This window comes from Nocardiopsis sp. NPDC006139, from assembly GCF_040614155.1.
In the GTDB taxonomy this organism is placed as follows: Bacteria; Actinomycetota; Actinomycetes; order Streptosporangiales; family Streptosporangiaceae; genus Nocardiopsis; species Nocardiopsis changdeensis.
This window is the reverse complement of the sequence record NZ_JBEXTT010000003.1, coordinates 219,808-241,485: the sequence shown is the minus strand read 5'-3', so window position 1 is coordinate 241,485 and position 21,678 is coordinate 219,808. Positions and strand designations below refer to the sequence as shown.

The following is a 21,678-nucleotide window of genomic DNA, read 5'->3' as shown; positions in this document are numbered from 1 at the left end:
GTGATCACCCGGCCAGCAGGCCCATGAGCGTCATTTCCATGTCGTACACGGCGATATCACCGGTCTCCTGGCGCACGCCCGCCACCCGCGACCCGTCCGGCGAGATCGCGACGGGGAACAGCGCGGGCGGCGTCCACTGGGTGTCCTCCGGCGCGCCGCTCGCGAAGTCCCACACCGCCATGCCCGCCTCGTCGGTCCCCGGGCCCAGCAGGGCGGCGATGACCAGGTCCGAGGAGGCGCTGTAGACCACGTCGACGGGGACGCCGTGGCCCTGGTCCGGGACGAACTCGCGCACCTCCCGGTCCGTGCTCGGGTCCACCAGCAGCACCCGGTCGCCGCGGGGCACCAGTACCCCCCCGTCCCCGGGGACCACGTCGAACGCGCCCGCCCCCGCGCCGCTGCGGTCCCGCACGACGCCGATCCGGTGCTCCCCGGAGGTGCGCCAGGCGACGACCCCGCCGCCGGACTCCCCGGCCGCGACGGTCCGCCCGTCGCGTGTGTACCGCACGTCGGCCAGGGCGCCCGATCCGGAGAGCGAACCGGTCTCCTCCCAGGACACGGTGTCGTACAGGTGCAGGTAGCCGTGCCCGGGGCCGCCGTCCGTGGCCAGGGCCAGCTCCCCGCCGTCGGGGCTGAACGCCGCCGCCAGCACCTGCCGCTCCGCGGCCACCGTCCGGTTCCGCCCGGTGGCCAGGTCGGTGACCAGGGCGCCCTGCCGGGAGGCCTGGGCCACCAGGCAGCCGTCCGGGCTGAAGGCCGCCGGGGCGGGCGGCAGCAGCGCGCGGTCGTTGGGCAGGTGCGCCACGGCCAGGGAGGAGCGCCAGTCCCACAGGGTGACCCCGTCGTTGGTGGCCACGGCCAGGGTCGCGCCGTCCGGGGAGAACGACAGCTCCACCAGGGTGTCGGCGGAGAAGTCCACCTGCGGGTCCTCGGGCGGGGGCAGGCTCTCCGCGACGCCGTCGCGCAGGGGGCAGGACGAGGCCGCGGGCCCGGAGCCGCCCCGCGGGCCGGAGAGCGTGTACACGCCCGCCACCCCGATCAGCAGCAGGACCGCGAGCACCGCGCACAGCCGCAGCAGGACGCGACCGCGCCGCCGGGGCCCGGGGGCGGCGGTCACGGGGAAGGGGTCGAACCCGGGCCGGGGCAGCGGCCCCAGGACGGGGGCGGCCACGGAGCGGTAGGACTCCTCCGCCCGGGTGACCGCCGCGCGGCTCCGGGGCGGCAGCCAGCCGGGTTCCGGGGGCTCCTCGGGCAGCGGCCCGCCCAGCTCGTCCAGCAGCCGCGCCGCCGTCGGCCGGTTCTCCGGGAGCTTGTCCAGGCAGGCTCCGACCAGGTCTCGCAGCGAGTCCGGGAGGCCGGACAGGTCCGGGGGCTCGCGCAGCACCCGGCGGACCACCGCGGCCGGGTCGTCGGCCCCGGACACGGGCCCCGCGTCGAAGGGGGCGCGGCCGGTAGCGGCGAACAACAGGACCGAGCCCAGCGAGAACAGGTCCCCGGCCGGCAGCACGGTGCGCCCGGCCAGGTATTCGGGCGCGGTGTAGGCGGGCGGTCGGGCCTCCCGGAGCGCGGCGGAGTCCGCCAGGGCGCGGCCGATGCCCAGGCCGATCAGCCGCGGTCCGGCGGCGTCCACGAGCACGTGCGCCGGGGACAGGTCGCGGTGGACGCACCCCTGGCCGTGCAGCCGTTCCAGGGCCTCGGCCAGGCCCCGGGCCAGGAGGAGCAGGGAGGGCTCGGGCAGGGGCCCGCCGCCGCGGACGAGGTCGCGCAGGCAGGGGCCGGCGACGAAGCCGGTGGCCACCCAGGGGTGTTCCGCGGACAGGTCGTGGCCCAGCAGGGGAGGGGTGAAGCGGCCGCGCACGAGGGCGGCCTCGGCGGCGTCGCGGGCGAAACCGGTGCGGAACCCGGGGTCAGCGGCGAAGTCCCGGCGTACGGCGCGCACCGCGGCGGGGCGGCCGTCGGGGGAGACGCCCAGGTACACGGCGCCCAGATCGCCGGAACCGAGATGGGCGATCAGGCGGAAACCACCGAGGCGGTCGGGCTCGTCGGGGGTGAGGGGGCGCATGGGTCCTCTGGGGGGTCCAGGGGTGGGTGAGGACGCGGTCGGGGCGAGAGGGGTAGGGGACACCTTAGTCCGTTGTCGGCGTCGTTAGGGCACGATTCGGGACCAAGGTCGCCCTTGATGCTGTTTCCCGTACCTCGTCCGCCTATGCGGCTGATCGTCGCCGATCTCCTGGGTGCTCTGGGGCGGAAGAGAAGAAAGTCCTTGAATGAGTGGACCGCCCCGGTATCGCGACGCCGCGGACCCCGGGACGGTGGACCCTCGGGGTGGCTCGGGGGCCGGGTCGGGCCGGAGGTGTGCCCGCCGTCGGCCCGGGCAGGTGGGCCCGGGGCCGGTGGACCCTCGGGGTGGTCCGGGGGCCGGGCCGGGGCGGCGGTGCGCCCATGCCGGGGAGGCCGGGCCCGAAAGGGCGGACGGGCGGCCGTGTGGGCGGGAGCCGGGGCGGGGGGAACAGCACGACGGCCGACCCACCGTGCGGTGGGTCGGCCGTGGAAGTCCTAGGGGACGCGGTGCGCCCTGTCGTGGCTCACCCCGTGTCCGCCGGGCGCGGGCCCGGGTGCGGGGCGGCGGTCAGGCGGCGACCGGCTGGGAGCGGTACGACGGCTCAGGGGGGAGGGCGACCGGGTTGAGCTTCTCGGCGGCGCCGACCGGGTCGCTGGCCGGGTGCGACATGGTGCCGCCCTGGAAGAGGTCGTTCCAGAAGAAACGGCCGTCGCGGCACCACACGTTGACGTCGTGCTTCACCGACATGACGGCCATGTCCGAGGTCCCGGACCAGTAGAACTGGCGGGAGGTGGAGGCGGAGAGTTCGCCCAGCAGGGCCGTGATCGCGCGCTGTGCGCAGAAGGCGTGGCGGGGCTTGTGCTTGACCCGTCTGGCAAGTGCCGACTTCACCCGGGAGGCCCGGGGGTTGTTCAGTCGCCAGTGACTCAAGGTCGTCTCCAGTGTCTCGGTTGCCGCGGTCATGGCCTGTGTGGCGGTTGCGGCCACGTCGCCGCGGTTCGAGGTCCGCCGTCCCGTCCTGGGGCGTTGACGGCTTCCCTCCACAAAGTTGGTGAGGTTCAGAGGTTGTCGTTACCTCGTAGTTATTCTTTGCGTTCCGGATGCTAGCAGCACCTCACCCCCGGCAGTCGAGAGTTCTGAGAGTGACCAATGTCACATTTAACGAAAGGGTCTCGACCACGTGTCGTATGAGACATGCAGGTCAGGCCATGTTTTTCGAACAAGTCTCCGAGGCACTGGATGACGATTACTCATCGGTAATCCCGGGTCGCCTGTCGGGAGAGTCACCCGGTTCCGGGACTCCTGGTGGGTCGACCATTGCTCTGTGTCACTTTGCCCGGCTTGCATGTCCTTGACCCTTGGAGCGGTCGCCTTTGCCCCGTCCGGGGGGATGCGGTGCCTTTCGCCGGGATGAGGGCCGACCGCCGACGGCGCGGTGTTCCGGGGCCGTCCGCACCCCCGGTGTGGGGACGGGTCGCCGCACTGGAGGAGACTGGAATGGTCAGACCTCTACGAGAGAAGTGCCCGTGACCCAGACTCAGACATCCGGTGACAGGACGAAGGAGACGGCCGTTCCCGCAGAGCCCTCGGGCGGCGCCCGCGCCTGGGTGGTTTGGGGCGTCGCCGTGATCGGTTACTTCCTGGCGATGGTCCACCGCAACGGCCTGGGCGTCGCCGCCCTGGAGGCGCAGACGCGCTTCGACGTCGGGCCCGCGGTGCTCTCGCTGCTGCCGATGCTCCAGCTCCTCGTCTACGTCCTGCTCCAGGTGCCCACGGGTCTGCTCGCGGACCGCCTCGGCCCCCGCTTCACCCTAGTCATCGGCATGGTCGCGATGGCGGGCGGCTCCTGCCTGTTCGCGCTGGCCCCGGGCATCGAGGCCGCGATCGCCGGGCGCTTCCTCATCGGACTGGGCGACGCCCTGGTCTTCCTCAACGTCATCCGCCTGGCCGCGCTGTGGTTCCCGCGCTCCCGCTACGCCCTCGTCAGCGGGCTGACGGGCGTGGTCGGCGGCACCGGCCAGGTCGCCAGCGCCGCGCCCCTGGCCTGGGCGCTGGGCGGGGTCGGCTGGGTCGCGGCGTTCCTCACCACCACCGGGCTCACCCTGCTGGTCGCGCTGCTCGTGCTGGCGGTCGTGCGCGACCGTCCGGAGGGCGCGGCCGGGCACTCCACCGTCATCGACCCCATCCCCGTGTGGGCGGCGCTCAAGGAGGCCCTGTCCGCGCGCGGGCCGCGCATCGGCATGGCGCACCACGCGGCGATCATGGCGCCCTTCACGATGATGATGGTGCTGTGGGGCTACCCCTTCCTCGTCACCGGGCTGGGGCTGGCCGAGGGCACCGCCGCCCTCACCCTCACCGCGCTGGCCGCCGGGGCGCTGTGGACGGCCCCGCTGGTGGGCGCGCTGGTCGGCCGCAGGCCGGCGCTGCGCGGAGGGCTGGCCCTCACCCTGGTCTCCGTCATCGGCCTGGGCCTCGTGCTGCTGGTCGCCTGGCCCGGCGGGGTGCCCACGGGGGTCGGACTGGCGGTCATGGCGGTGTGCGCGGTCGGGCAGACGCTGGCGCCCACCATCTCCTTCGACTACGCGCGCGACGGGATCCCCGCGGGGCGCACCGGGGTCGCCTCCGGACTGGTCAACATGAGCGGGTTCACCACGGCGGTGGCGTGCACCGTGGCGGCCGGGGCGATCCTCCAGGCGCTGCCGCCGGGGCCGGACGCGTTCCGACTGGCGTTCCTGCCGATCTGCGCGACGACGCTGCTGTCGGGCGGCGTGCTCGCCGCCCTCGTCCTGCGCCGCCGCTGAGGGCGGCCGGGGCGCGCGGGGAAAGCGCGTGCGCGGGACGCCGGGGGCGGAGAGGATGTCCGTCATGCTCGCCTTCTACGACGCGCACGTGCGCGCCCTGCCCGACCCCCTGCCCGCCGGTGTCACCGCCGAACACGACGGGCCGCTGGTGCGGCTCCTCGGCGGCCACCGGGGGTTCGTCGCCGCTCCCGCCGACCTCCGGGTGGGCGGGGCCGACCTGGACCGGCTCATCGCCCGCCAGCGGGACCGCTTCGCCGGGCTCGGGCAGGCGGTGGAGTGGAAGACCCACGGCCACGACCTGCCCGCCGACCTGACCGACCGGCTGCGCGCCGCGGGGTTCGAGCCGGAGGAAGAGGAGACGGTCATGATCGCCCCGGCGGAGGACGTCGCCGCCGAGCCCGTGCCGCCCGAGGGGGTCGTGCTGCGCCGGGTGGAGGAGCGGGCCGACCTGGAGCGCATCGCCGCCTTCCAGGGCCGCGTGTGGGGGGACGACCGGTCCTGGGTGGCGGACGACCTCGCCGCGCAGCTCGCCGCGAACCCACGGGGCACCGTCGTCCTGGTGGCGGAGGCCGGGGAGGAGGTCGTGTGCGCCGCGCGCCTGGAGGCCCGCCCGGAGGAGGGGCACGCGGGCCTGTGGGGCGGCTCCACGCTCCCGGAGTGGCGCGGCCGGGGGATCTACCGGGCGACCGTCGCCGAGCGCGCCCGCCTGGCGGTCGCCATGGGCGTCCGCTACCTCCAGGTCGACGCCTCCCCCGACAGCGCCCCCATCCTGCGCCGCCTGGGCTTCACCGCCGTCACCACCACGACCCCCTACGTCTGGACGCCCCCGGCCGCCGACGGCCGGTAGGAGGGCCCGGCGCCGGGGCGTGGCGGGGGCGCGGGAAGGTCGGCGGGATGGCGGAGGATGGGCGCATGACGTCACCACAGCACCACCGCATCGACTACATCGAGCTCCCCGCCGACGACCTGGAGGCCTCCAAGCGCTTCTACGCCGAGGCGTTCGGGTGGGGGTTCAACGACTACGGCCCGAACTACGCGGGCATCCGGGGGCCCGGCGACCGGGAGGTCGGCGGGCTCAACCCGCAGGGGAGCGGACACCGCGGCGGCGGCCCCCTGGTGCTGCTGTTCTCCGACGACCTGGACGCCACGGCCGCGGCGGTCGAGCGCGCGGGAGGCCGCATCCTGGCGGGCCCCTACGCCTTCCCCGGCGGGCGGCGCTTCCACTTCGCCGACCCCGCGGGCAACGAACTCGGCGTCTGGGCCGAGTCCTAGGGACGGTTCTTTGAACGTTCGCTTGTGCTGCTGGGGGTTTGTGAGGCGCCCGGCGGGGTTCTGGAGGCCCGGAGGAGACGTCCGAGGAACGAGGATGTCGACGTAGGGCCGAAGGTTCCCGCCCTCGGGGGGCGCCGAACAAGGTGGCCGGGCTGCGGCCGCAGGCCGTCCGTTGAGGGCGGTGGCGGGCGACGGGCGGGCCGAAGCGGAGCGGAGGTTCAAAAGAGCACAGCCTAGACCAGGCCGGCGGCGCGCAGCGACGCCAGGGCGCGGTCGGGGTCCAGGGCGGGGTCGTCCCCGCCCCGCAGGGCCCCGGCCAGCGCCCGCACGGCCGCCTCGTCCGCGGTCCCCCGCTCCAGGCGGTCGAGGAAGGCCAGGACGGCCTCCTCGGTCTCCCGGCCCTCGACCGGCGTCTGCGCGAGCACCCCCTCGGGGCCGCCGCCCGCCCAGGGCACCGACATGGCCAGCCCGTCGTCCTCGAGGTCGTCCGGGTAGGGCGCCCGCGCCCAGGCGCCGTCCTGCCACCAGTACAGGTAGCCGATGGTCATCCCGGCCGCCTCGTGCCTCAGCTCGTCCCACGGCAGCCACTCCGGGCCCCCGGCGAGGAAGTCCACCGGGTCGTCCCGCAGGTGTCCGTGGCTGCCGTCGGCGTCCTGGCCCCAGAAGAACGCGCGCCCGCCCGGCCGGCGGCCCAAAGACCACCACCAGGAGCCCCCGCCCCCGTCCGGGCACGACACCTCGCTCCCGTCGAAGGTGATGTCCGCGTCGAACAGGTGCAGCAGCACGGCGCGCGCCCACAGGCGGTCGGCCGGCAGGAGGTCCTCGGGCAGGCTCGGTCGGTGCATGCCGGGACTCTAGCGGGTACCGACGACGCGGAAGGGGGCGGGGCCGTGCGGCCCCGCCCCCTTCGCGGTGGCGGTTTCGGTTCCGGGTCCGGACCTAGAAGGCGGACTCGGGGACCTCCATGAGGTCGTTGGTGACGTTCTCCGCGATGCGGCGCTCGGCGGCGATGCGCGGCAGGAACTGGTCGGCGAAGAAGCGCGCGGCGGCGATCTTGCCGGTGTAGAAGTCCTTGTCGTCGCCCTGGGCGCCGTCGATCTTGTTCAGCGCGACCTCGGCCTGGCGCAGCAGCAGCCAGCCCAGGACCACGTCGCCGAAGGCCATGAGCAGGCGGACCGAGTTGAGGCCCACCTTGTACAGCTCGCGCGGGTTCTCGGCGGCGCCCATCGCGTGGCCGACCATGACCTCGACGATCTTCTCGACGTTCTCGGTCGCCTCGAGGAGCAGCTTGCGCTCCTCCTTGAGCTGCCCGTTGCCCGCTTCGCTGTTGGCGAAGGCCTTGATCTCGCCCGCGAGGGTGCCCAGCGCCTGGCCGCCGTTCTTCAGGATCTTGCGGAAGAAGAAGTCCTGGGCCTGGATGGCGGTGGTGCCCTCGTAGAGGGTGTCGATCTTGGCGTCGCGGATGTACTGCTCGATCGGGTACTCCTGCAGGAAGCCGGAGCCGCCCAGGGTCTGCAGCGACTCGGCCAGCAGCGCGTAGGAGCGCTCGGAGCCGACACCCTTGACGATCGGGAGCAGGAGGTCGTTCATGGCCTCCAGCGCGGAGTGGTCCTCGCCCTTGGCCTTGGCGATCTGGATGGCGTCCTGCTGCGTGGCCGTCAGCGTGACCAGGGCGCGCATGGCCTCCACGTAGGACTTCTGCGTCATGAGGCTGCGGCGCACGTCCGGGTGGTGGGTGATGGTGACCTTCGGGGAGTCCTTGGCGCCGGCGAGGTCGTTGCCCTGCACGCGCTCCTTGGCGTACTCCAGGGCGTTGAGGTAGCCGGTGGACAGGGTGGCGATCGCCTTCGTCCCGACCATCATGCGCGCGTACTCGATGATGAGGAACATCTGGCGGATGCCGTCGTGCTTGTCGCCGACGAGGTAGCCGATGGCGGGGTGCTTGTCGCCGAAGGTCAGCTCGCAGGTGGTGGAGGCCTTCAGGCCCATCTTGTGCTCGACGTTGGTCACGTAGGCGCCGTTGCGCTCACCGAGGGAGCCGTCCTCGTTGACCAGGTACTTGGGGACGAGGAAGAGCGAGAGGCCCTTGGTGCCGGGGCCCGCGCCCTCGGGGCGCGCCAGCACCAGGTGGAAGATGTTCTCGGTCATGTCCTGCTCGGCCGAGGTGATGAAGCGCTTCACACCCTCGATGTGCCAGGTGCCGTCGCCCTGGTCGGTGGCCTTGGTGCGGCCGGCGCCGACGTCGGAGCCCGCGTCGGGCTCGGTCAGCACCATGGTGGCGCCCCAGCCGCGCTCGATGGCGAGCCGGGCGAACTCCTTCTGCTTCTCGTTGCCCTCGGAGTAGAGGATGCTCGCGAAGCCCGGACCGGCGGAGTACATGTGGATGGACGGGTTGGCGCCCAGGATCAGCTCGGCCGCGGCCCACACGAGGGAACGGGGCGCGCCGAGGCCGTCGAGCTCCTGCGGGAGGTCGAGGTTGTACCAGCCGGCGTCCATGTAGGCCTGGTACGACTTCTTCAGGCTCTCGGGGATCCGGACGGTGTTGGTCTTGGGGTCGAAGACCGGGGGGTTGCGGTCCGCGTCCTCGAACGACTCGGCGACGACGCCGGTCGCGAGGCGGTTGACCTCGTCCAGGATCGTCCGCGCGGTCTCCTCGTCCAGCTCCTCGAACGGGCCCTGGCCCAGGATGTCCTGGCGGTTGAACAGCTCGAAGAGGTTGAACTGGATGTCGCGCAGGTTGCTCTTGTAATGCGTCATGGACAGCTCCGCTGTGTCCCTGGCCGCGGTGTCTGTACACGCGGATCTACCGACTAGTAACAAGTCAATGTTACTACCGAGTAGCGCTCTGCGCCAGTAGGGGGAGGAGGCTGTGTCCCGTCGGACAGGGGGATGTGGCGAAACGCCTGGTGGAACGGGGCGGACCGGACGGCCGGGGAGCGGTCGGGCGCCCGCGCCGGCGCGCGGCCCTCAGACGGCGCCCCCTCCGCCCACCGGGACCAGGGTCAGCACCACCCGGTCGATCCCGTCCAGGTGCAGCAGCGTGTGCGCCGCGTCGTCGGCGAACCCCGAGATCACCAGGCTGCGCAGCCCCAGGGCGGTCGCGCACAGCGTCACGTTCTGCGCGATGTGCCCCGCCTCCTGGAACAGCAGCCGCAGCGCCCGCTGCCCGTACCCCGCCCGCAGCCGGCCGACATCGCCGACCAGGAACACGAACGCGCCCGCGCTCGCCGTCACCATGCCGGGCATCCCGTCCGCCGACGGGCGCAGGAAGGGGGACAGCGCCGTCAGCCGCTCCACCGGCACCGGCCCGTCCGCCCGCACCAGCGCGTGCCCCTGCGGCCGGTAGCGGTAGGTGCCCGGCTCCAGGCCAGCCACGTCCCGCACCACCGCCCACACCTCGGTCGCGTACGCCCCGCCCGGGCTGGGGTGGTTGCGCGGCGGCCGGTGCCGCCCCGGCTCCCCGGCGCGTTCGGCGCTGATCCCGGCGGCGTGCCCCAGCAGTGACGACAGCTCCGCCAGGGTCGGCCCGGGCCCGTAGGCGCCGTGCGCGCTGGACCTGCGGGCCAGCACCTCGCTCAGCGGGGCGGTGAGCGGCGGCGGGGGAGGCAGCTCCGTGACGGGCGCCCAGGGGAAGGGGTCGTCGGCCGCGGGCCGTCCGTCGGGGGTGGCGGACGACGGGCGGGCCTCCGCCGGCTCTGCCGGGGGCGGGACCGGCCGGGGCAGCTGCGCCGTGGCGATGCCCTCGGCCCGGTACTTGGAGGCCTCCGCGTAGACCCGGTCCGGGGCGGCCGCCCCGTCCGCGAAGTAGTCCGGGGCCGCCTCCCAGCGCGGGTACGCCAGCGACACCAGCCAGACGATCCGCCGTTCGTCGTCGATGTCCAGCCCCAGCCGGTTGTGGTGCATGTGCAGCAGCGACCACACGATCCGGGTGAGGTCGTTGGCCAGCGGCCGCCCGGCGTGCAGCGCCCGCAGCCGGTCCACGGTCTCCCCGAGCGCCCGCGTCCACAGGTGGTGGGTGCTGCCGCCCTCCTGCGACACCAGCCGCTCCAGCACCGAACGCCGTTGCAGCCACTTGGCCGGGGCGGAGTGGAACAGCCGCTCCGCCTCCAGCCGGGGGGTGTCGCCGCCCCGCGCCACCTCCGCCGAGAAGTCCCAGGCGGCGTGGTAGCCGCGGGCCTGGCGCACCGCCTCCACGTCGCCCAGCCCCAGCACCCCGAACGCCAGCGACACCATGTCGGCGGCGACCGCCTGCCGCTGCCCGGCCCGGGGCGCGGCCCGCAGCACCGCCAGGGCGACGGCGGTGCTCGCGCAGAAGAAGTCCTCGCACACCTCCAGCGCGTCCGGGCCTCCGTAGCGCTCGGTCTCCGGCTCGTAGACCGCGTCGGCGACCTCGCCGTCGGCGTGCCAGTCGGAGTGGTCGGCCTGCGGCAGCCCCCGGTAGTAGGTGTCCGGGGCCAGGTCCAGGGCCGCGGCGGAGGTGCGGGCGGCCGCCGTTCGCATCCGGGCGGCGAACCCGCGCACGGTGTCGGGGTCGGCGTCCAGGAACCGCACCCGCAGGTGCGGGCCGCCCGCCCAGTAGCGGATGAAGAACCACGCCTTGGCGCCCCCGTCCGAGACCAGGGCGTCGGCGGCCGGGGCCAGGTGTTCGAGCAGGAACGCGTCGATGTCCTCGCGGCTGCGGTGGAGGTGGACGTACACGGCGGACCAGGTGCGGCTCATCGGGGTCCTTCGGGCTCGCGGCGAACGGGGGAGGGGGCCGGGTCAGAGCAGGAGGGCGCGCGTAGCGCTTCCGTTGGGGGTGGTGGAGGGCGACGGGTCGGGCAGGACGGCGTCCACGGGCAGGTCCAGGTAGGCGCCGCGCTCGGCGCGCACCCACAGCTGGTAGGCGGGGGTCGTGTCGGGTCCCAGCCCGAGCACGGCCGCCCATTCGGACTCCGTGTAGTTGCGCATGGGCCGGGCGCACAGCCCGCTCCCCGCGGCGGCCAGGCAGCCCCACTGGGCGATCCAGCCGAGCAGGGGGTGCAGGGCGGTCTGGGCGCGGTCGCCGAACGCCCGCGCCCACGGCCCGAAGTCCGCGGACAGGGTGTACCCCAGCGAGGAGGAGGCGTTGGTGTCCCCGGTGCGCGGCACCGGGCGGTCGGGTCCGGTGCCGCCGCCGGGGTACAGCTCGGCGGCGACCCGGTCGTCGACCCGGTCCCCGGCGAGCACGACCCGGTCCAGCCGCAGGGTGTCCGCGGGGGCGGCCGGGACCGCGGCGGCCAGTGCCGCCGCCAGGGCCGCGGTGACGCCGGCACCGTCCCCGGGGGACACGTACGCGCTGGTGACCAGGTTGGCGGTGGACACCCCGCTGGTCCGCGCGTCGAGCCAGTCCCGCAGGCCCGTCCCCGCCGCGGCGCGCGCCGCCACCGCCGCGGCCCGGGCGAGGGCCCCGGCGCCGACCTCCACCGCTCCGGTGGCACCCGCCGGTTCGGCCGCCGCGTCGTCGGCGCCGGCCGTTCCTCCGGCCTCCGCACCGGGCTCGGTGGTGAGCAGGGCGCAGGGGGCGAAGCCCTCGGGCACCGGGACCCCCGCGGGGGCGAACAGGGTGCGGGGGGCCAGCCCGGCCCGGGTCAGCGCCAGGCCCAGGGTCGCGGCCAGGTGGCCGCCCTCCAGCAGCGCCAGCGACGGCCGCAGCCGTCCGTACTCGGGCGGGTAACGGCGGTGGTCCACCGCCACCGCGACCCGCGCCCCGGCCAGGGCGGCCTCCAGGTCGTCGGGCACCGGGGACCCGGCCCAGGGGTGCAGTGCGCAGGTGCGCGGGTCCATCCGCAGGCACCAGCCCCCGCCCTCGGCGGGCAGCAGGAAGACGTCGGCGCCGAACAGCCCGCGCGGCGACGGGTAGGCGCGGTGCACCGGGTAGCGGTCGGCCGGGGAGACCCGGCGCACCCGCACCGCCTCCGCGCAGGCCGCCGCCAGGCGCGCCCCCGGGGACCAGCCGCCCCCGATCGCGGGCCCCGCGGCGTCCGCCGCGCGCAGCGCGGCCAGCGCTCCCCGCGTCGGCTCCGGCAGCGGCGCACCGGCCGCCGTCCGCAGCGCCGGATCGCCCAGCGTCCGGCCGAAGAACAGGGTCCGCACCGGTTCCACGTCCTTGTCGTGCGACTGCGCGTGGAACGCCGCCAGCGCCCGCGCCTCCTGCGCGGCCGTCACGGGAACGGGTGCGGGACCGGGTACACCTCGCCGGGTCGCTCCCACGGGACACCTCCCTCGAACAGGTCGGACGCCCGGGCCAGCCGTTCCAGGCCGCGCGTCCTGCGGTGGGTGTGGCCGAACGTCATCGGCAGCGCCCCCGGCACGATCACCTTGACCGACCGCACCCCGGCGGCCTCCGTGTACGGGGCGCTGCTCTGGTCCACGACGACCACGTCCAGGCCCAGGCCGTGCAGCGCCGCCAGGTGTTCGCGCAGCACCGCGCCCAGGTCGGCCCCGGCGAACGAGGACGGCCCGCGGGCCGCGAACTCCTCCGCCGGCACCGTCCCGGACGGGTGCTCCAGGAACTCCCAGTGCGGACGGGCCTCCCACAGCCCGTGCATGCCGGTGTGGTCCTCCAAAGTCCTGACCAGGGTGAAGTCGTCCAGCATCGGGCGGCACCGCTCCACGCTCACCGACTCCCGCATGCGCACCCACTTGGGGTACATGAGCGCGTTGGTGGCGGTCTCCTCCACCGCCGCCATCAGCGCCCGGTGCGGGTCGGCATGGGTGCCGGTGGCCAGGCTCATCGCGGGCGCCAGCCCGGAGCGCACCGCCTCCTCGGGGGCGGTCACCGTCGCGAGCGCGGTGGGCACCCCCAGGTCGGAGGTGGCGTCCAGGACCCGCAGCCGCAGGCCCCGCTCGGCGAGCAGGTCCAGCAGGTGCACCAGGCCGGGGTGGTCCGCGGTGTCGACCTCGCGCAGCCGGGTCCGCGAGTACCAGGCCAGCAGGAAGGCATCGCGCTCGATCACCTCGTACAGCCCGTACAGGACGGCCTCGGCGAGGTCGCCGCCGACGGCGCAGCCGTTGGACGACTCGTACAGGAAGCGGGTGTCGGCGGTGCCCGCGTGCCAGAACGCCACGTGCTCGGGGACCAGCACCGGGCGGCGCTCCCGGGTGGACCACCCCCAGACCCAGTGGGTGGGGGTGTGGGGGGTGTAGGGGACCGGGTCGAAGGCGGGGTGGCCGTACCACTCGGGTTCGTGGAGCCCGAGCCGGGCGGGGTCGACGGCGTCCCCGGCCAGCGCGGCGTAGGAGCCCCACACGCGGGGCGCGCCGGTGTGGCGGTGGCCGCCGGTGACGCGCTCGACGCCCTCCAGCAGCGCGGGGACCTCGCTGTCGGTGAACCGGGTGGAGCGGCCGTAGCCGCCCTCGCGCCGGGTGTGGCCGGGGGCGACGGTCTCGCAGGTGACCAGGGACAGCGGGGACTCCTCGTCCCGGTACAGGTGGGCGGCGGGGCCGAAGCGGAAGTCCAGCAGCCGCTCGCGCAGCGCCTCGCGGTCCATCCGCCGCACCCTCAGCGCGTGCCCGGGGACCGGGCGCGGGGCGTCGAGGTCCAGTCCGCCGGGCACGCCCAGGCCCTCCCCGCCCGGGAAGCAGCGGGCGCACCGCGGGTGGGGGACGAAGGTGTGCCGGGTGACCTCGCCGGTGCGGCAGTCCAGCGCCCACAGCGCCCGCCGCAGGGCGCCGGGGTCGGCGGCCGCCGACCGGACCAGGGCGGCCCAGGCGTCCTCCCACAGGGGGAGGAGTTCGGGCTCGCCGCCCTCGGGGCAGGAGTCGCCCTCCAGGTCGCGCCGCCACAGCCCCGCGCACCGGGAGCACCCGGTCCCGTCGCCGACCCACGGCCCGACGACGGCCAGTCCGCCGCTCATCCCCAGGTGCAGCACCCCGTCCCCGGCCGCCAGGGTGAGGGGCTCCGCCAGGGTCGCCCCCGCCGGTGAGGGGATTTCGGTGGTCACGTCCATACGGCCACCGCCGAGTGCACGCCGTGGGCGGCCCAGGGGGCCGCGCCGCCGGGGGCGGCCACCTGGACGCGGCCGCTGTGGGCGGCCCAGGCGGCCAGGGAGGCGGCCGCGTCGGGGGTGCGGGCGGCGTGGGCCGCCAGGCCGGGCAGGTCCTCGCCCTGGACGGCGGCGACGGCGCGGAGCAGCGCCTCGCGCAGCGCCGCGTCCGGGTCGGCCGCCGCACCGGAGGCGAGCACCGCGGGCTCGGCGGGCGCGTCCGGGGCGGCGGTGCCGGCGGCGCGGACCTCGGCCCGCCACAGCCCGGCGCCCTCCAGTTCGTGGAAGCGGACGGTCGCGGCCACACCCGCCCGCAGCGTGAGCGCCGCCCACAGGCGGCGGGCGGCCGCGGACATCGGACCCGGCGGGTCGACCTCCTTCCACGGCACTCCCGCGCGCAGCACCAGGTCGCCGACCGCGTCGCCGACCGCCTCGGCGCGCGTCGACCCCAGGCCGCGGCCCGCGTCCCCGGGGGCGGACCCCCAGGCCACCGCGTGCAGCGAGCCGATCAGCGCGTCCAGCCGGGCCTGGGCGGTGGTGGTGCCGCAGCCGCTCGCCCCCCGGCGCCCGGTGCGGGCCAGTCCCACCGGGAGCTGGGGCAGGTCGCCCGGCGCGGGCTCGCCCACCGGGCCGAACACCCGGTCCCACAGGGGCGCGAGCGCGTCCAGCCGGTCGGTGGTCGGCGGCGCGGGCTCCGGCGCCGCCGGGAAGTCCTCGGTGCGCCCGGCGTCCAGCGGCGGCAGCAGCGGCAGCCGGTGGGGCTCGGAGACCAGTTCGTCGGTGGTCACCAGGAACTCCGGGCTCGCCGCCCCCGCCGCGCCCTCCGTCACCCGGGCCACGTGCGCCACCACGGCCAGCGCCAGCTGCGCCGCCACCAGCGTGCGCGCCGCCTCCGAGCCCGGTGCGCCCGGGTCGGCCCCCGCGGGCTCGTCCAGCGCCGCGGCCCAGGCGCGCAGCGCGGCGAGCGCCTCCGGGGAGGCCGGGGCGTCGCGCGGCCCCGCCGCCCACACCCCGCGTTCGGCGACGATCACGTGCAGGGCCTCCGGGTGCCCCGGCACCGCGGACCGGACGGCGGCCAGCACCCCCGGTTCCGGCGGCCCGGTGTCGGCGGACACGTCGCGGAACCCCGCCCGGCCCAGGGCGCGGCGCACCGCGGCCTCCACCGGGACCGACTCCGCGCGCACCCGCACCGCCGTGCCTCCCAGCGCCCGCAGCGCCGCGAACGGCCGCGAGGTCAGCGCCTCCAGGTGCGGGTAGACGGCCTGCTCCGTCCCCTCCAGCTCATGCTCCTCCTCGGCCTCGCGCAGGAACCCGTGCTCCTCCAGCTGGTCGAGGACGCCGGTCAGCACCGGCCGCCCCTTCTCGGGGAACCCGCCGACCAGCGCCTCCCGGGTGAACCCCGAGCGCAGCACCGGCTCCAGCGCCCGCCAAACCGCGTCCGCCGGGGCGCCGCGCAGCACCACCGCGGTCGCGCCCATGCTGACGGCGACCCCCTCGGCGGCCAGCGACCGGGCCCGCACGGCCCTCTTCAACCGCAGCATCGGCTCAGGCACCGCCCCTCCACGGCAGGGTCGGCTTCAGCCCCGGGTCGCCCTGTTGGTGCTCCACCACCCGGCGCACCGTCTCCTCCCAGGTCTCGCCCACCACCTCCTGGGCGGCCTCGGTGAACAGGTACGCGATCGAGTACCGCTGGATCGGGGTCACCCCCATCAGCGGCAGCAGGTCGAAGAAGCAGTTGATGAGGAACCGGAACGCCGCGAACCCGTACCCGTCCCCCAGCCGCGTGAAGTCCAGCTTGCGGAACTCCCGGTGGAAGTCGCTGTAGGACCGCTCGTCCGACCCGCTCCACCGCACCCGCACGTCGTCGCCGAACCGCGACGCCGCGGTCAGCCGGTCCTGGTGGGGGTAGGGCAGGATGTGGTCCCGCCGCGCCAGCTCCACCGCCTCGGGCAGCCACCGCCGCGTCCACTCCAGCCAGCCCGGTGCCGACGGGTCGGCGGCCCGCCCCTCGTGGATCGGGGCCAGCAGCGCCACCAGCTCCCCGCGCTGGGACCGGTAGGACTCCGCCAGCCGCGCCTGCGCGGTCCCGTCCGGGTCCGACCAGTGGAAGTACTCCTTCCAATGGGACAGGAACGCCTGGTACCCCGACCGCAGGCCCCACTCGGGGTACTGCGACGCGATGGCCCCCATCCCCGCGAACACGTGCGCGAACACACCCGTCCCGTCCACCCGGTCGGCGACCAGCCCCAGCCCGTCGGTGAGCACCCGCCCCTTGAGCGCGATCGCCTCCGGCCCGCGCAGGAACGTGTCCACCGGGTCGCCGTCCAGCCGCAGCACCGAGTTGTCCGGCTCCAGCGGCGTGTACGGGGGCTCCACCAGCTCCAGGCGCCCCAGCCGTTCGGAGAACGCCTCGTACCTGTCCGGGTCCAGCGCCGCCGCGGACGGCCGCCGCTCCAGGAACGACCGCGCCCGCGCCTCGGCCCGGTCCGCGGCGTCAGCCACCGCCCCGTCCCGCCCGTCCAGGTACAGCACGCAGTGCGGGCCCAGCCGCCAGTGCAGGTGCAGCCACGCCGCGGTGATCCCCGGCCGGGCCGCCGCGTCCCGCGCGGCCGGGACCAGGCACTCGCCCAGCAGGGCCGCCTTGTCGCTGTCGTAGTAGGTCACTCGGAGTCCGACGGTCACGGGACCAGCCTCACTTCGCCTGGGGGATCGGCCGCCTCGGTGGCGGCGGGGACGACGGCCAGTTCGAGGAACACCTCGGTGGCGTGCCGGCCGCGCGGGCCGCTGAGCCCCGCGTCCGCCGGGTCCGGGGACATCTCCTCGACGAGCAGCAGCGGACCCAGGTGGTCGAGCCGCTTGGCGGCCGTGGCCGTGTGCAGCCTGCTCAGGAAGTCCATGTGCTGCGGCTTGGGCGCCATCGCGCGCTCCAGCGGGCCCAGCCGGGAGCCCTGGAGCGGGCGCGCGAACACCTGGTCGGGGATGCCGCGGGCCATCCGCATCGTGTTGACCCGCCGGTGCAGCTCCGCGGCGGACTCGCCGGGGCGGGCCGCCAGCTCCGCGGTCTCCAGCGCCCACCGTCGGCGGAACAGGGTGACGGACCCGGCGCGCACGCGCGGCACCGCGCCCGCGAACCCGTTTTCCTCCCAGCGGGCGTGCAGGTCCATCACCGTGTCTCCGAAGGAGAAGAACGGCGAGTCCGCGACCATCGCCACGAGCATCTCGTCGTAGGGCAGCGCGTGCGGGACCAGGAAACCCGTGTACAGCGGGTCGATCTCCCGGTCCGCCGCGTCCGCGGCGCCTGCGCCGGTGCCGCCGCGCCGCACCAGCCGCAGCCCGTCCGGGGTGTGCACCAGCGCCAGGTCGGCGGTGGCGGAGCCGGGCAGCAGCACCGGCTCGTCGCGCAGCGCCAGCTCCTCCCCGGCCAGCGGCGGTGCCAGGTTCGCGTTGAACCCCAGCGCCGACCGCATGTGGACGGTGGGGGTGCCGGGCGGGCCCGATCGCCGCACGTGCTCGGCGACCCGGTCGCGGGCCCGCGCCGGCAGAGCGGACAGGAACCGGCTGAAGTACCGGGCCCGCCCGCCGTACAGGTGGTTGAGGACGAGCCGGCCGCCGTCGGGCTGGCCGAACACCGCCAGGGAGCGGCGCGCCGTGAACTCGCGCTCGGGCAGGAGGTCGGCGATCTCGGCGACCACCGACGGATCGACCGCGGCCTCCTCCCCGGTGGACCGGGCCAGCTCGGCCAGGTGGTCGACCGCCCGGCGCCGGGCCGCCACCAGGCGGCGCAGGCCGTCGCCCGGGTCGGGGACGCCGTCCAGGTCCCCGGCCATCAACCGCTGGGTCAGGGGGAACGCGGCCCGCGCGTGCACCGCGAACCCGTCCAGGTCGTCGCAGCGCCCGCCCGCGCCGTAGCGGGACACGAACACGCTCTCCAGCGCGCCCGACAGCATCCGCTGGTCGTCCAGGGCGAACAGCAGCGGCATGATCCGCCGCAGGTCGGCCGTCCACTCCCGGGTCCACGCCCGCGGCACCGGGGCTCCCCGGGACACGTGGCAGTCCTCGACCAGGGGCGAGGAGGCGGCCTCCGGCGGTACCGGGTCGGCCCCCGGCGGGGTCACCGCCGCCGACCACAGGCGCGACAGGCGCGTCACCGACCGGGCGCGCTCGGCGCCGTCCGCCTCCGCGAACCCCTTGAGGACCTCCTCGGTGGCGTCGAACGCCTCCTCCATCCGCGCCGCCGTCCGGCCCGGCAGCCGCCGCACCAGGTCGTGCCAGCGCCGGTCGTACTCCGGGTCCTGCTCGGCGGCGGGCGCCCAGGGCACCAGCACCCCGGCGTCGATGAGTTTGGCGAGCACGTCCCGCAGCGCCTCCGGTGGCCGCCCCAGGTCCGCGGCCAGCCCCTCGCCCAGGACCCGCAGCACCACCGGCCGGGCCGCCCGCCGCTCCAGCGAGGAGAGCAGGGCGCCCCAGGCCCCGGTCAGGGGCAGGCGCACCTCCTCCTCGCCGAACGCCTCCGCCCGCGCGCCCGGCGAGGGCGGCGCCCAGCGGCGGCGGCGCACCAGCAGCCGGTCTCCCTCGCGGCGCGCCCCGCCGGTGAGCACCCACTCCAGCTCCGGGCGCGCCTCCGGGTCGGCGGCCAGCGCCCGCGCGGCCTGGCGCACCAGCAGCCGGCGCAGCCCCGCCACGGTGGTGGAGCGCAGCGGCTCCCCGTCCCGGGTCGGCGAGGACGGGTGCTCCAGGTCGTCGAAGTGCACCCCGGTGTACAGCGAGTACGGGCTCACCTTGACCGTGGACCGGGAGTGGTAGCGCACCAGGGCCGGCTCGGCCTTGCGCATCCGCTTGTCCGGGGCCCGGTCGGCCGGGGCCGCGGCCCGCGCAGCCACCGCCCGGTGCAGGTCCGGGCTGGACAGCGCGGTGCTGCGGTCGGTGGCCGGGTCGCGCGCCCACGCGGCGAGCTCGGCGCGCTCCTCGGCCAGCGCGGCCGGCTGTGCGTCGTCCAGGGCGGCGGTGGCCGCCCGGGTCCGCTCCCAGCTGTCGGTCCACTCGCCCAGCGCGCCGATCCGCCAGGTCAGCGGGTCGCCGACCAGGGGCGTGCGCGGCGGGCGCCGGTTGAAGACGTCGCGTTTGACGGCGAGCGCGGTCCGCCGGTCCGCCTCCTCCTCCAGCGTCGGGGCGAGCAGGTGGAGGGCCTCCAACAGGTGGTCGCGGATGCGTTCGCGGTGCGCCTCCTCGTCGGCGAGGGTGCGCAGCAGGTCCCGCTCCAGGTCGGCGCGGGCCGAACGCAGCGGGCGGTAGGGGTACAGGTTCACGCGGGAGACCAGGTACGGGCCCTCCACGTGCTCGAAGCGGTCGGCGGGACCGGGTGTGCTCACGCGCCCTCCGTGCCCGCGTCCGCGTCCTTGCGCTTGCCCGCGCCGAACCCGCGCGGCTCCCGCTCCGACGCCCACCGGAACCAGCGCAGCGCCACCACGGTGCCCAGCAGCGACCAGCCCAGCAGCAGCCACACCGACGGCCAGTCCCACAGCGGGCCGCCCTCCGACAGGGCCCCGTGCAGCAGCACCGTCAGCGGGCGCCCGGGCAGCACGTCCACGATCGCGCCCAGGGTGTCGCCCAGCGGCAGGATGATGAACCCGCCCGCCAGGAACGCGGTGGGGAAGAAGATGCCGTTGATCATCGGCACCGCGGCGTCGGCGTTGGGCGGCAGCAGGGAGGCCGCCGCGCCCAGCGGAGCCATGCACACGAACCCGAGTGCGACCGCCGCCAGCAGCAGCGGGACGCGCTCCGCCGGCACGCTCACGCCCATGAACATGCCGATCACGACGATCACCGCGAGCACGACGACCGTGGTCAGCAGGGTGTTGGCGAGGTAGGCGCCCATCACCGTGACCGGCTTGACCGGGGTGGTCCGGAAGCGCTTGAACAGCCCGTGGTGGCGGCGGATGGCCAGCCCGATCGCCACGTTCGCGAACGCCACCGACATCAGGGCGAAGCCCAGGACGCCGCCGAAGCTCAGGTTGGCCTGGGTGATGGAGTAGTCGCCCAGGTCCAGGACCGTGTCGGCCTCGGAGCGGAACGCGAACCCGAAGCCGAGGTAGAACATCACCGGCATCAGCACGATGAACGCCAGCGTGATCGGGGAGCGCCAGAACTCCTTGAGCTCCCCGTCGACGTGCAGCAGGAAGGTGCGCAGCCCGTTGGCGCGGGCGCCCGCGCGGCGTGCGGCGGGCGCGGTGTCGGTGGTGCTCATTCGGCCTTCCCCGAGGTGGTCTTCTCCGCGCCCGCGTCGAGCATCGCCAGGTAGGCGTCGTCGAGGGTGGGCGGCACGATGGTCAGCCCGCTGATGGTGGCCCTCTCCCGCTCCGCCCAGGCCTGGACGTCGCGGACCACGGAGTCCTGGTCGTCGGTGTGGATGCGCACCCGCCCGTTGACCAGGCTCGCCCCGGCGGGGAGGCGGTCGGCGCCGACGCCCGGGTCGGCGAACTCCACGACGGTGAACGCGGAGGAGGACCGGACCAGCTCGTCCGGGGTGCCCGAGGCGATGAAGGAGCCGTCGCGGATGACGTCCACCCGGTCGGCCAGCTCCTGCACCTCGGCCAGGTCGTGCGAGGTGAGGATGACGGTGGTGCCGCTGTCGCGCAGCCCCGCGACCAGGCCGCGGATGCGGCGGCGCGACACCGGGTCCAGGCCGGTGGTGGGCTCGTCGAGGAAGAGCAGCTCGGGGCGGCCGGTCAGGGCCAGGGCCAGGTCGAGGCGGCGGAGCTGGCCGCCGGAGAGGGACTTGACCAGGGCGCCGCGCTTCTCGGCGAGGTCGACCTGTTCGAGGATCTCGTCCAGGCCCACCGGGTCGGGGTAGTAGGAGGCGTGGCGGCGCAGGATGTCGCGCACGGACAGGCCGGGTTCGAGCATGGACTGCTGGAGGACCACGCTCATCCGGGTGCGCAGCCGGGCGAAGTCGCGGCGGTTCCCGGGATCGAGCCCCAGGACGGACAGCCGGCCGGAGGTGCGGCCGCGGTGGCCTTCCAGGATCTCGATGAGGGTGGTCTTCCCGGCGCCGTTGGGGCCGAGCAGGGCGGAGATCGTGCCGGTGGGCACCCGGTAGTCGATGCCGTGGAGGACTTCGCCCTTGCCGTAGTCCTTGGTGATGCCCGCGGCCTCGATGGCGTGTTCGGTGGGGACGTCTGCGGCGGCGGGCGCGGGGTCGCCGGTGCCGCCGGTGTCGCTGGGGTGCACGTGCTGCCCTCGGTGTTCTCGTGGGGTTCGCGGGTGGGGGCGGCCCCCCGACCGGTGGGGAACCGCCCTGGGTGCAGGGCTCGGACCGGATCCGGGTCCGGGTCCGGGTCAGCGCCGGGTCGGAAGCGGATGGTCGATCCGGTTGGAAACCGGACACCCGATCCGTATCGGCCTCGGATGGCCGATCCGCTTCAGAGCCGGATGGCCCGTCCGGATAGGAGCCGGATGGCCGATCCGGTTCCAGATCGGATAGCCGATCCGCTTCAGATCCGGATGACCGATCCGGATCGGGATCGGATGGCCGATCCGG

The 21,678-nt window shown here is 75.4% G+C and carries 15 protein-coding genes; 3 read left to right on the top strand and 12 right to left on the bottom strand.

Features of this window, described 5'->3' with window-relative positions:
* Window positions 1-4: 4 nt before the first annotated feature.
* Window positions 5-2,062 carry a serine/threonine-protein kinase gene (locus ABZ249_RS05475; protein WP_355257654.1) on the bottom strand — a complete coding sequence of 686 codons (2,058 nt, stop codon included), beginning with the start codon at window positions 2,060-2,062 and terminating at the stop codon, window positions 5-7.
* Window positions 2,063-2,629: 567 nt separating this feature from the next.
* Window positions 2,630-2,992 (bottom strand): hypothetical protein, encoded by a 363-nt coding sequence (locus ABZ249_RS05470; protein WP_220564341.1) that lies wholly within the window; start codon window positions 2,990-2,992, stop codon window positions 2,630-2,632.
* A 596-nt stretch (window positions 2,993-3,588) separates the two neighbouring features.
* On the opposite strand from ABZ249_RS05470, the gene ABZ249_RS05465 reads away from it, so the two are divergent.
* From ABZ249_RS05465 to ABZ249_RS05455, 3 genes are all read left to right on the top strand, one after another.
* Window positions 3,589-4,863 carry an MFS transporter gene (locus ABZ249_RS05465; protein WP_355257650.1) on the top strand — a complete coding sequence of 425 codons (1,275 nt, stop codon included), beginning with the start codon at window positions 3,589-3,591 and terminating at the stop codon, window positions 4,861-4,863.
* A gap of 64 nt (window positions 4,864-4,927) precedes the next feature.
* On the top strand, window positions 4,928-5,710 hold the full coding sequence (locus ABZ249_RS05460; RefSeq protein WP_355257647.1) for a GNAT family N-acetyltransferase: 783 nt from the start codon (window positions 4,928-4,930) through the stop codon (window positions 5,708-5,710).
* Between the two features lie 65 nt (window positions 5,711-5,775).
* Window positions 5,776-6,135 carry a VOC family protein gene (locus ABZ249_RS05455; RefSeq protein WP_220564343.1) on the top strand — a complete coding sequence of 120 codons (360 nt, stop codon included), beginning with the start codon at window positions 5,776-5,778 and terminating at the stop codon, window positions 6,133-6,135.
* 233 nt (window positions 6,136-6,368) lie between these two features.
* Here ABZ249_RS05455 and ABZ249_RS05450 read toward each other — a convergent pair whose 3' ends face one another.
* The 10 genes from ABZ249_RS05450 to ABZ249_RS05405 form a co-directional block, all read right to left on the bottom strand.
* Window positions 6,369-6,980: a hypothetical protein gene (locus tag ABZ249_RS05450; RefSeq protein ID WP_355257644.1), complete on the bottom strand. Its 612-nt coding sequence runs from the start codon at window positions 6,978-6,980 to the stop codon at window positions 6,369-6,371.
* 94 nt (window positions 6,981-7,074) lie between these two features.
* Complete coding sequence (locus ABZ249_RS05445) at window positions 7,075-8,892, bottom strand: acyl-CoA dehydrogenase (RefSeq protein WP_355257642.1); 1,818 nt, start codon at window positions 8,890-8,892, stop codon at window positions 7,075-7,077.
* A 210-nt stretch (window positions 8,893-9,102) separates the two neighbouring features.
* The gene (locus ABZ249_RS05440; RefSeq protein WP_355257639.1) at window positions 9,103-10,854 is read right to left on the bottom strand and encodes a thiopeptide-type bacteriocin biosynthesis protein; all 1,752 of its coding nucleotides are present in this window, start codon (window positions 10,852-10,854) and stop codon (window positions 9,103-9,105) included.
* 42 nt (window positions 10,855-10,896) lie between these two features.
* Window positions 10,897-12,321 carry a hypothetical protein gene (locus ABZ249_RS05435; protein WP_355257636.1) on the bottom strand — a complete coding sequence of 475 codons (1,425 nt, stop codon included), beginning with the start codon at window positions 12,319-12,321 and terminating at the stop codon, window positions 10,897-10,899.
* Window positions 12,318-14,105 carry a TOMM precursor leader peptide-binding protein gene (locus ABZ249_RS05430; RefSeq protein WP_355257633.1) on the bottom strand — a complete coding sequence of 596 codons (1,788 nt, stop codon included), beginning with the start codon at window positions 14,103-14,105 and terminating at the stop codon, window positions 12,318-12,320. Before ABZ249_RS05430 ends, ABZ249_RS05435 begins: the two co-directional genes overlap by 4 nt.
* Window positions 14,096-15,694 carry a hypothetical protein gene (locus ABZ249_RS05425; RefSeq protein ID WP_355257630.1) on the bottom strand — a complete coding sequence of 533 codons (1,599 nt, stop codon included), beginning with the start codon at window positions 15,692-15,694 and terminating at the stop codon, window positions 14,096-14,098. Before ABZ249_RS05425 ends, ABZ249_RS05430 begins: the two co-directional genes overlap by 10 nt.
* On the bottom strand, window positions 15,687-16,823 hold the full coding sequence (locus ABZ249_RS05420) for a hypothetical protein (protein ID WP_355257627.1): 1,137 nt from the start codon (window positions 16,821-16,823) through the stop codon (window positions 15,687-15,689). The genes ABZ249_RS05425 and ABZ249_RS05420 overlap by 8 nt, the downstream gene beginning before the upstream one ends.
* The gene (locus ABZ249_RS05415) at window positions 16,820-19,510 is read right to left on the bottom strand and encodes a lantibiotic dehydratase (RefSeq protein WP_355257624.1); all 2,691 of its coding nucleotides are present in this window, start codon (window positions 19,508-19,510) and stop codon (window positions 16,820-16,822) included. Before ABZ249_RS05415 ends, ABZ249_RS05420 begins: the two co-directional genes overlap by 4 nt.
* The gene (locus tag ABZ249_RS05410; RefSeq protein ID WP_355257621.1) at window positions 19,507-20,385 is read right to left on the bottom strand and encodes an ABC transporter permease; all 879 of its coding nucleotides are present in this window, start codon (window positions 20,383-20,385) and stop codon (window positions 19,507-19,509) included. The genes ABZ249_RS05415 and ABZ249_RS05410 overlap by 4 nt, the downstream gene beginning before the upstream one ends.
* Window positions 20,382-21,368 carry an ABC transporter ATP-binding protein gene (locus tag ABZ249_RS05405; protein ID WP_355257618.1) on the bottom strand — a complete coding sequence of 329 codons (987 nt, stop codon included), beginning with the start codon at window positions 21,366-21,368 and terminating at the stop codon, window positions 20,382-20,384. The genes ABZ249_RS05410 and ABZ249_RS05405 overlap by 4 nt, the downstream gene beginning before the upstream one ends.
* Between the last annotated feature and the right edge of the window lie 310 nt (window positions 21,369-21,678).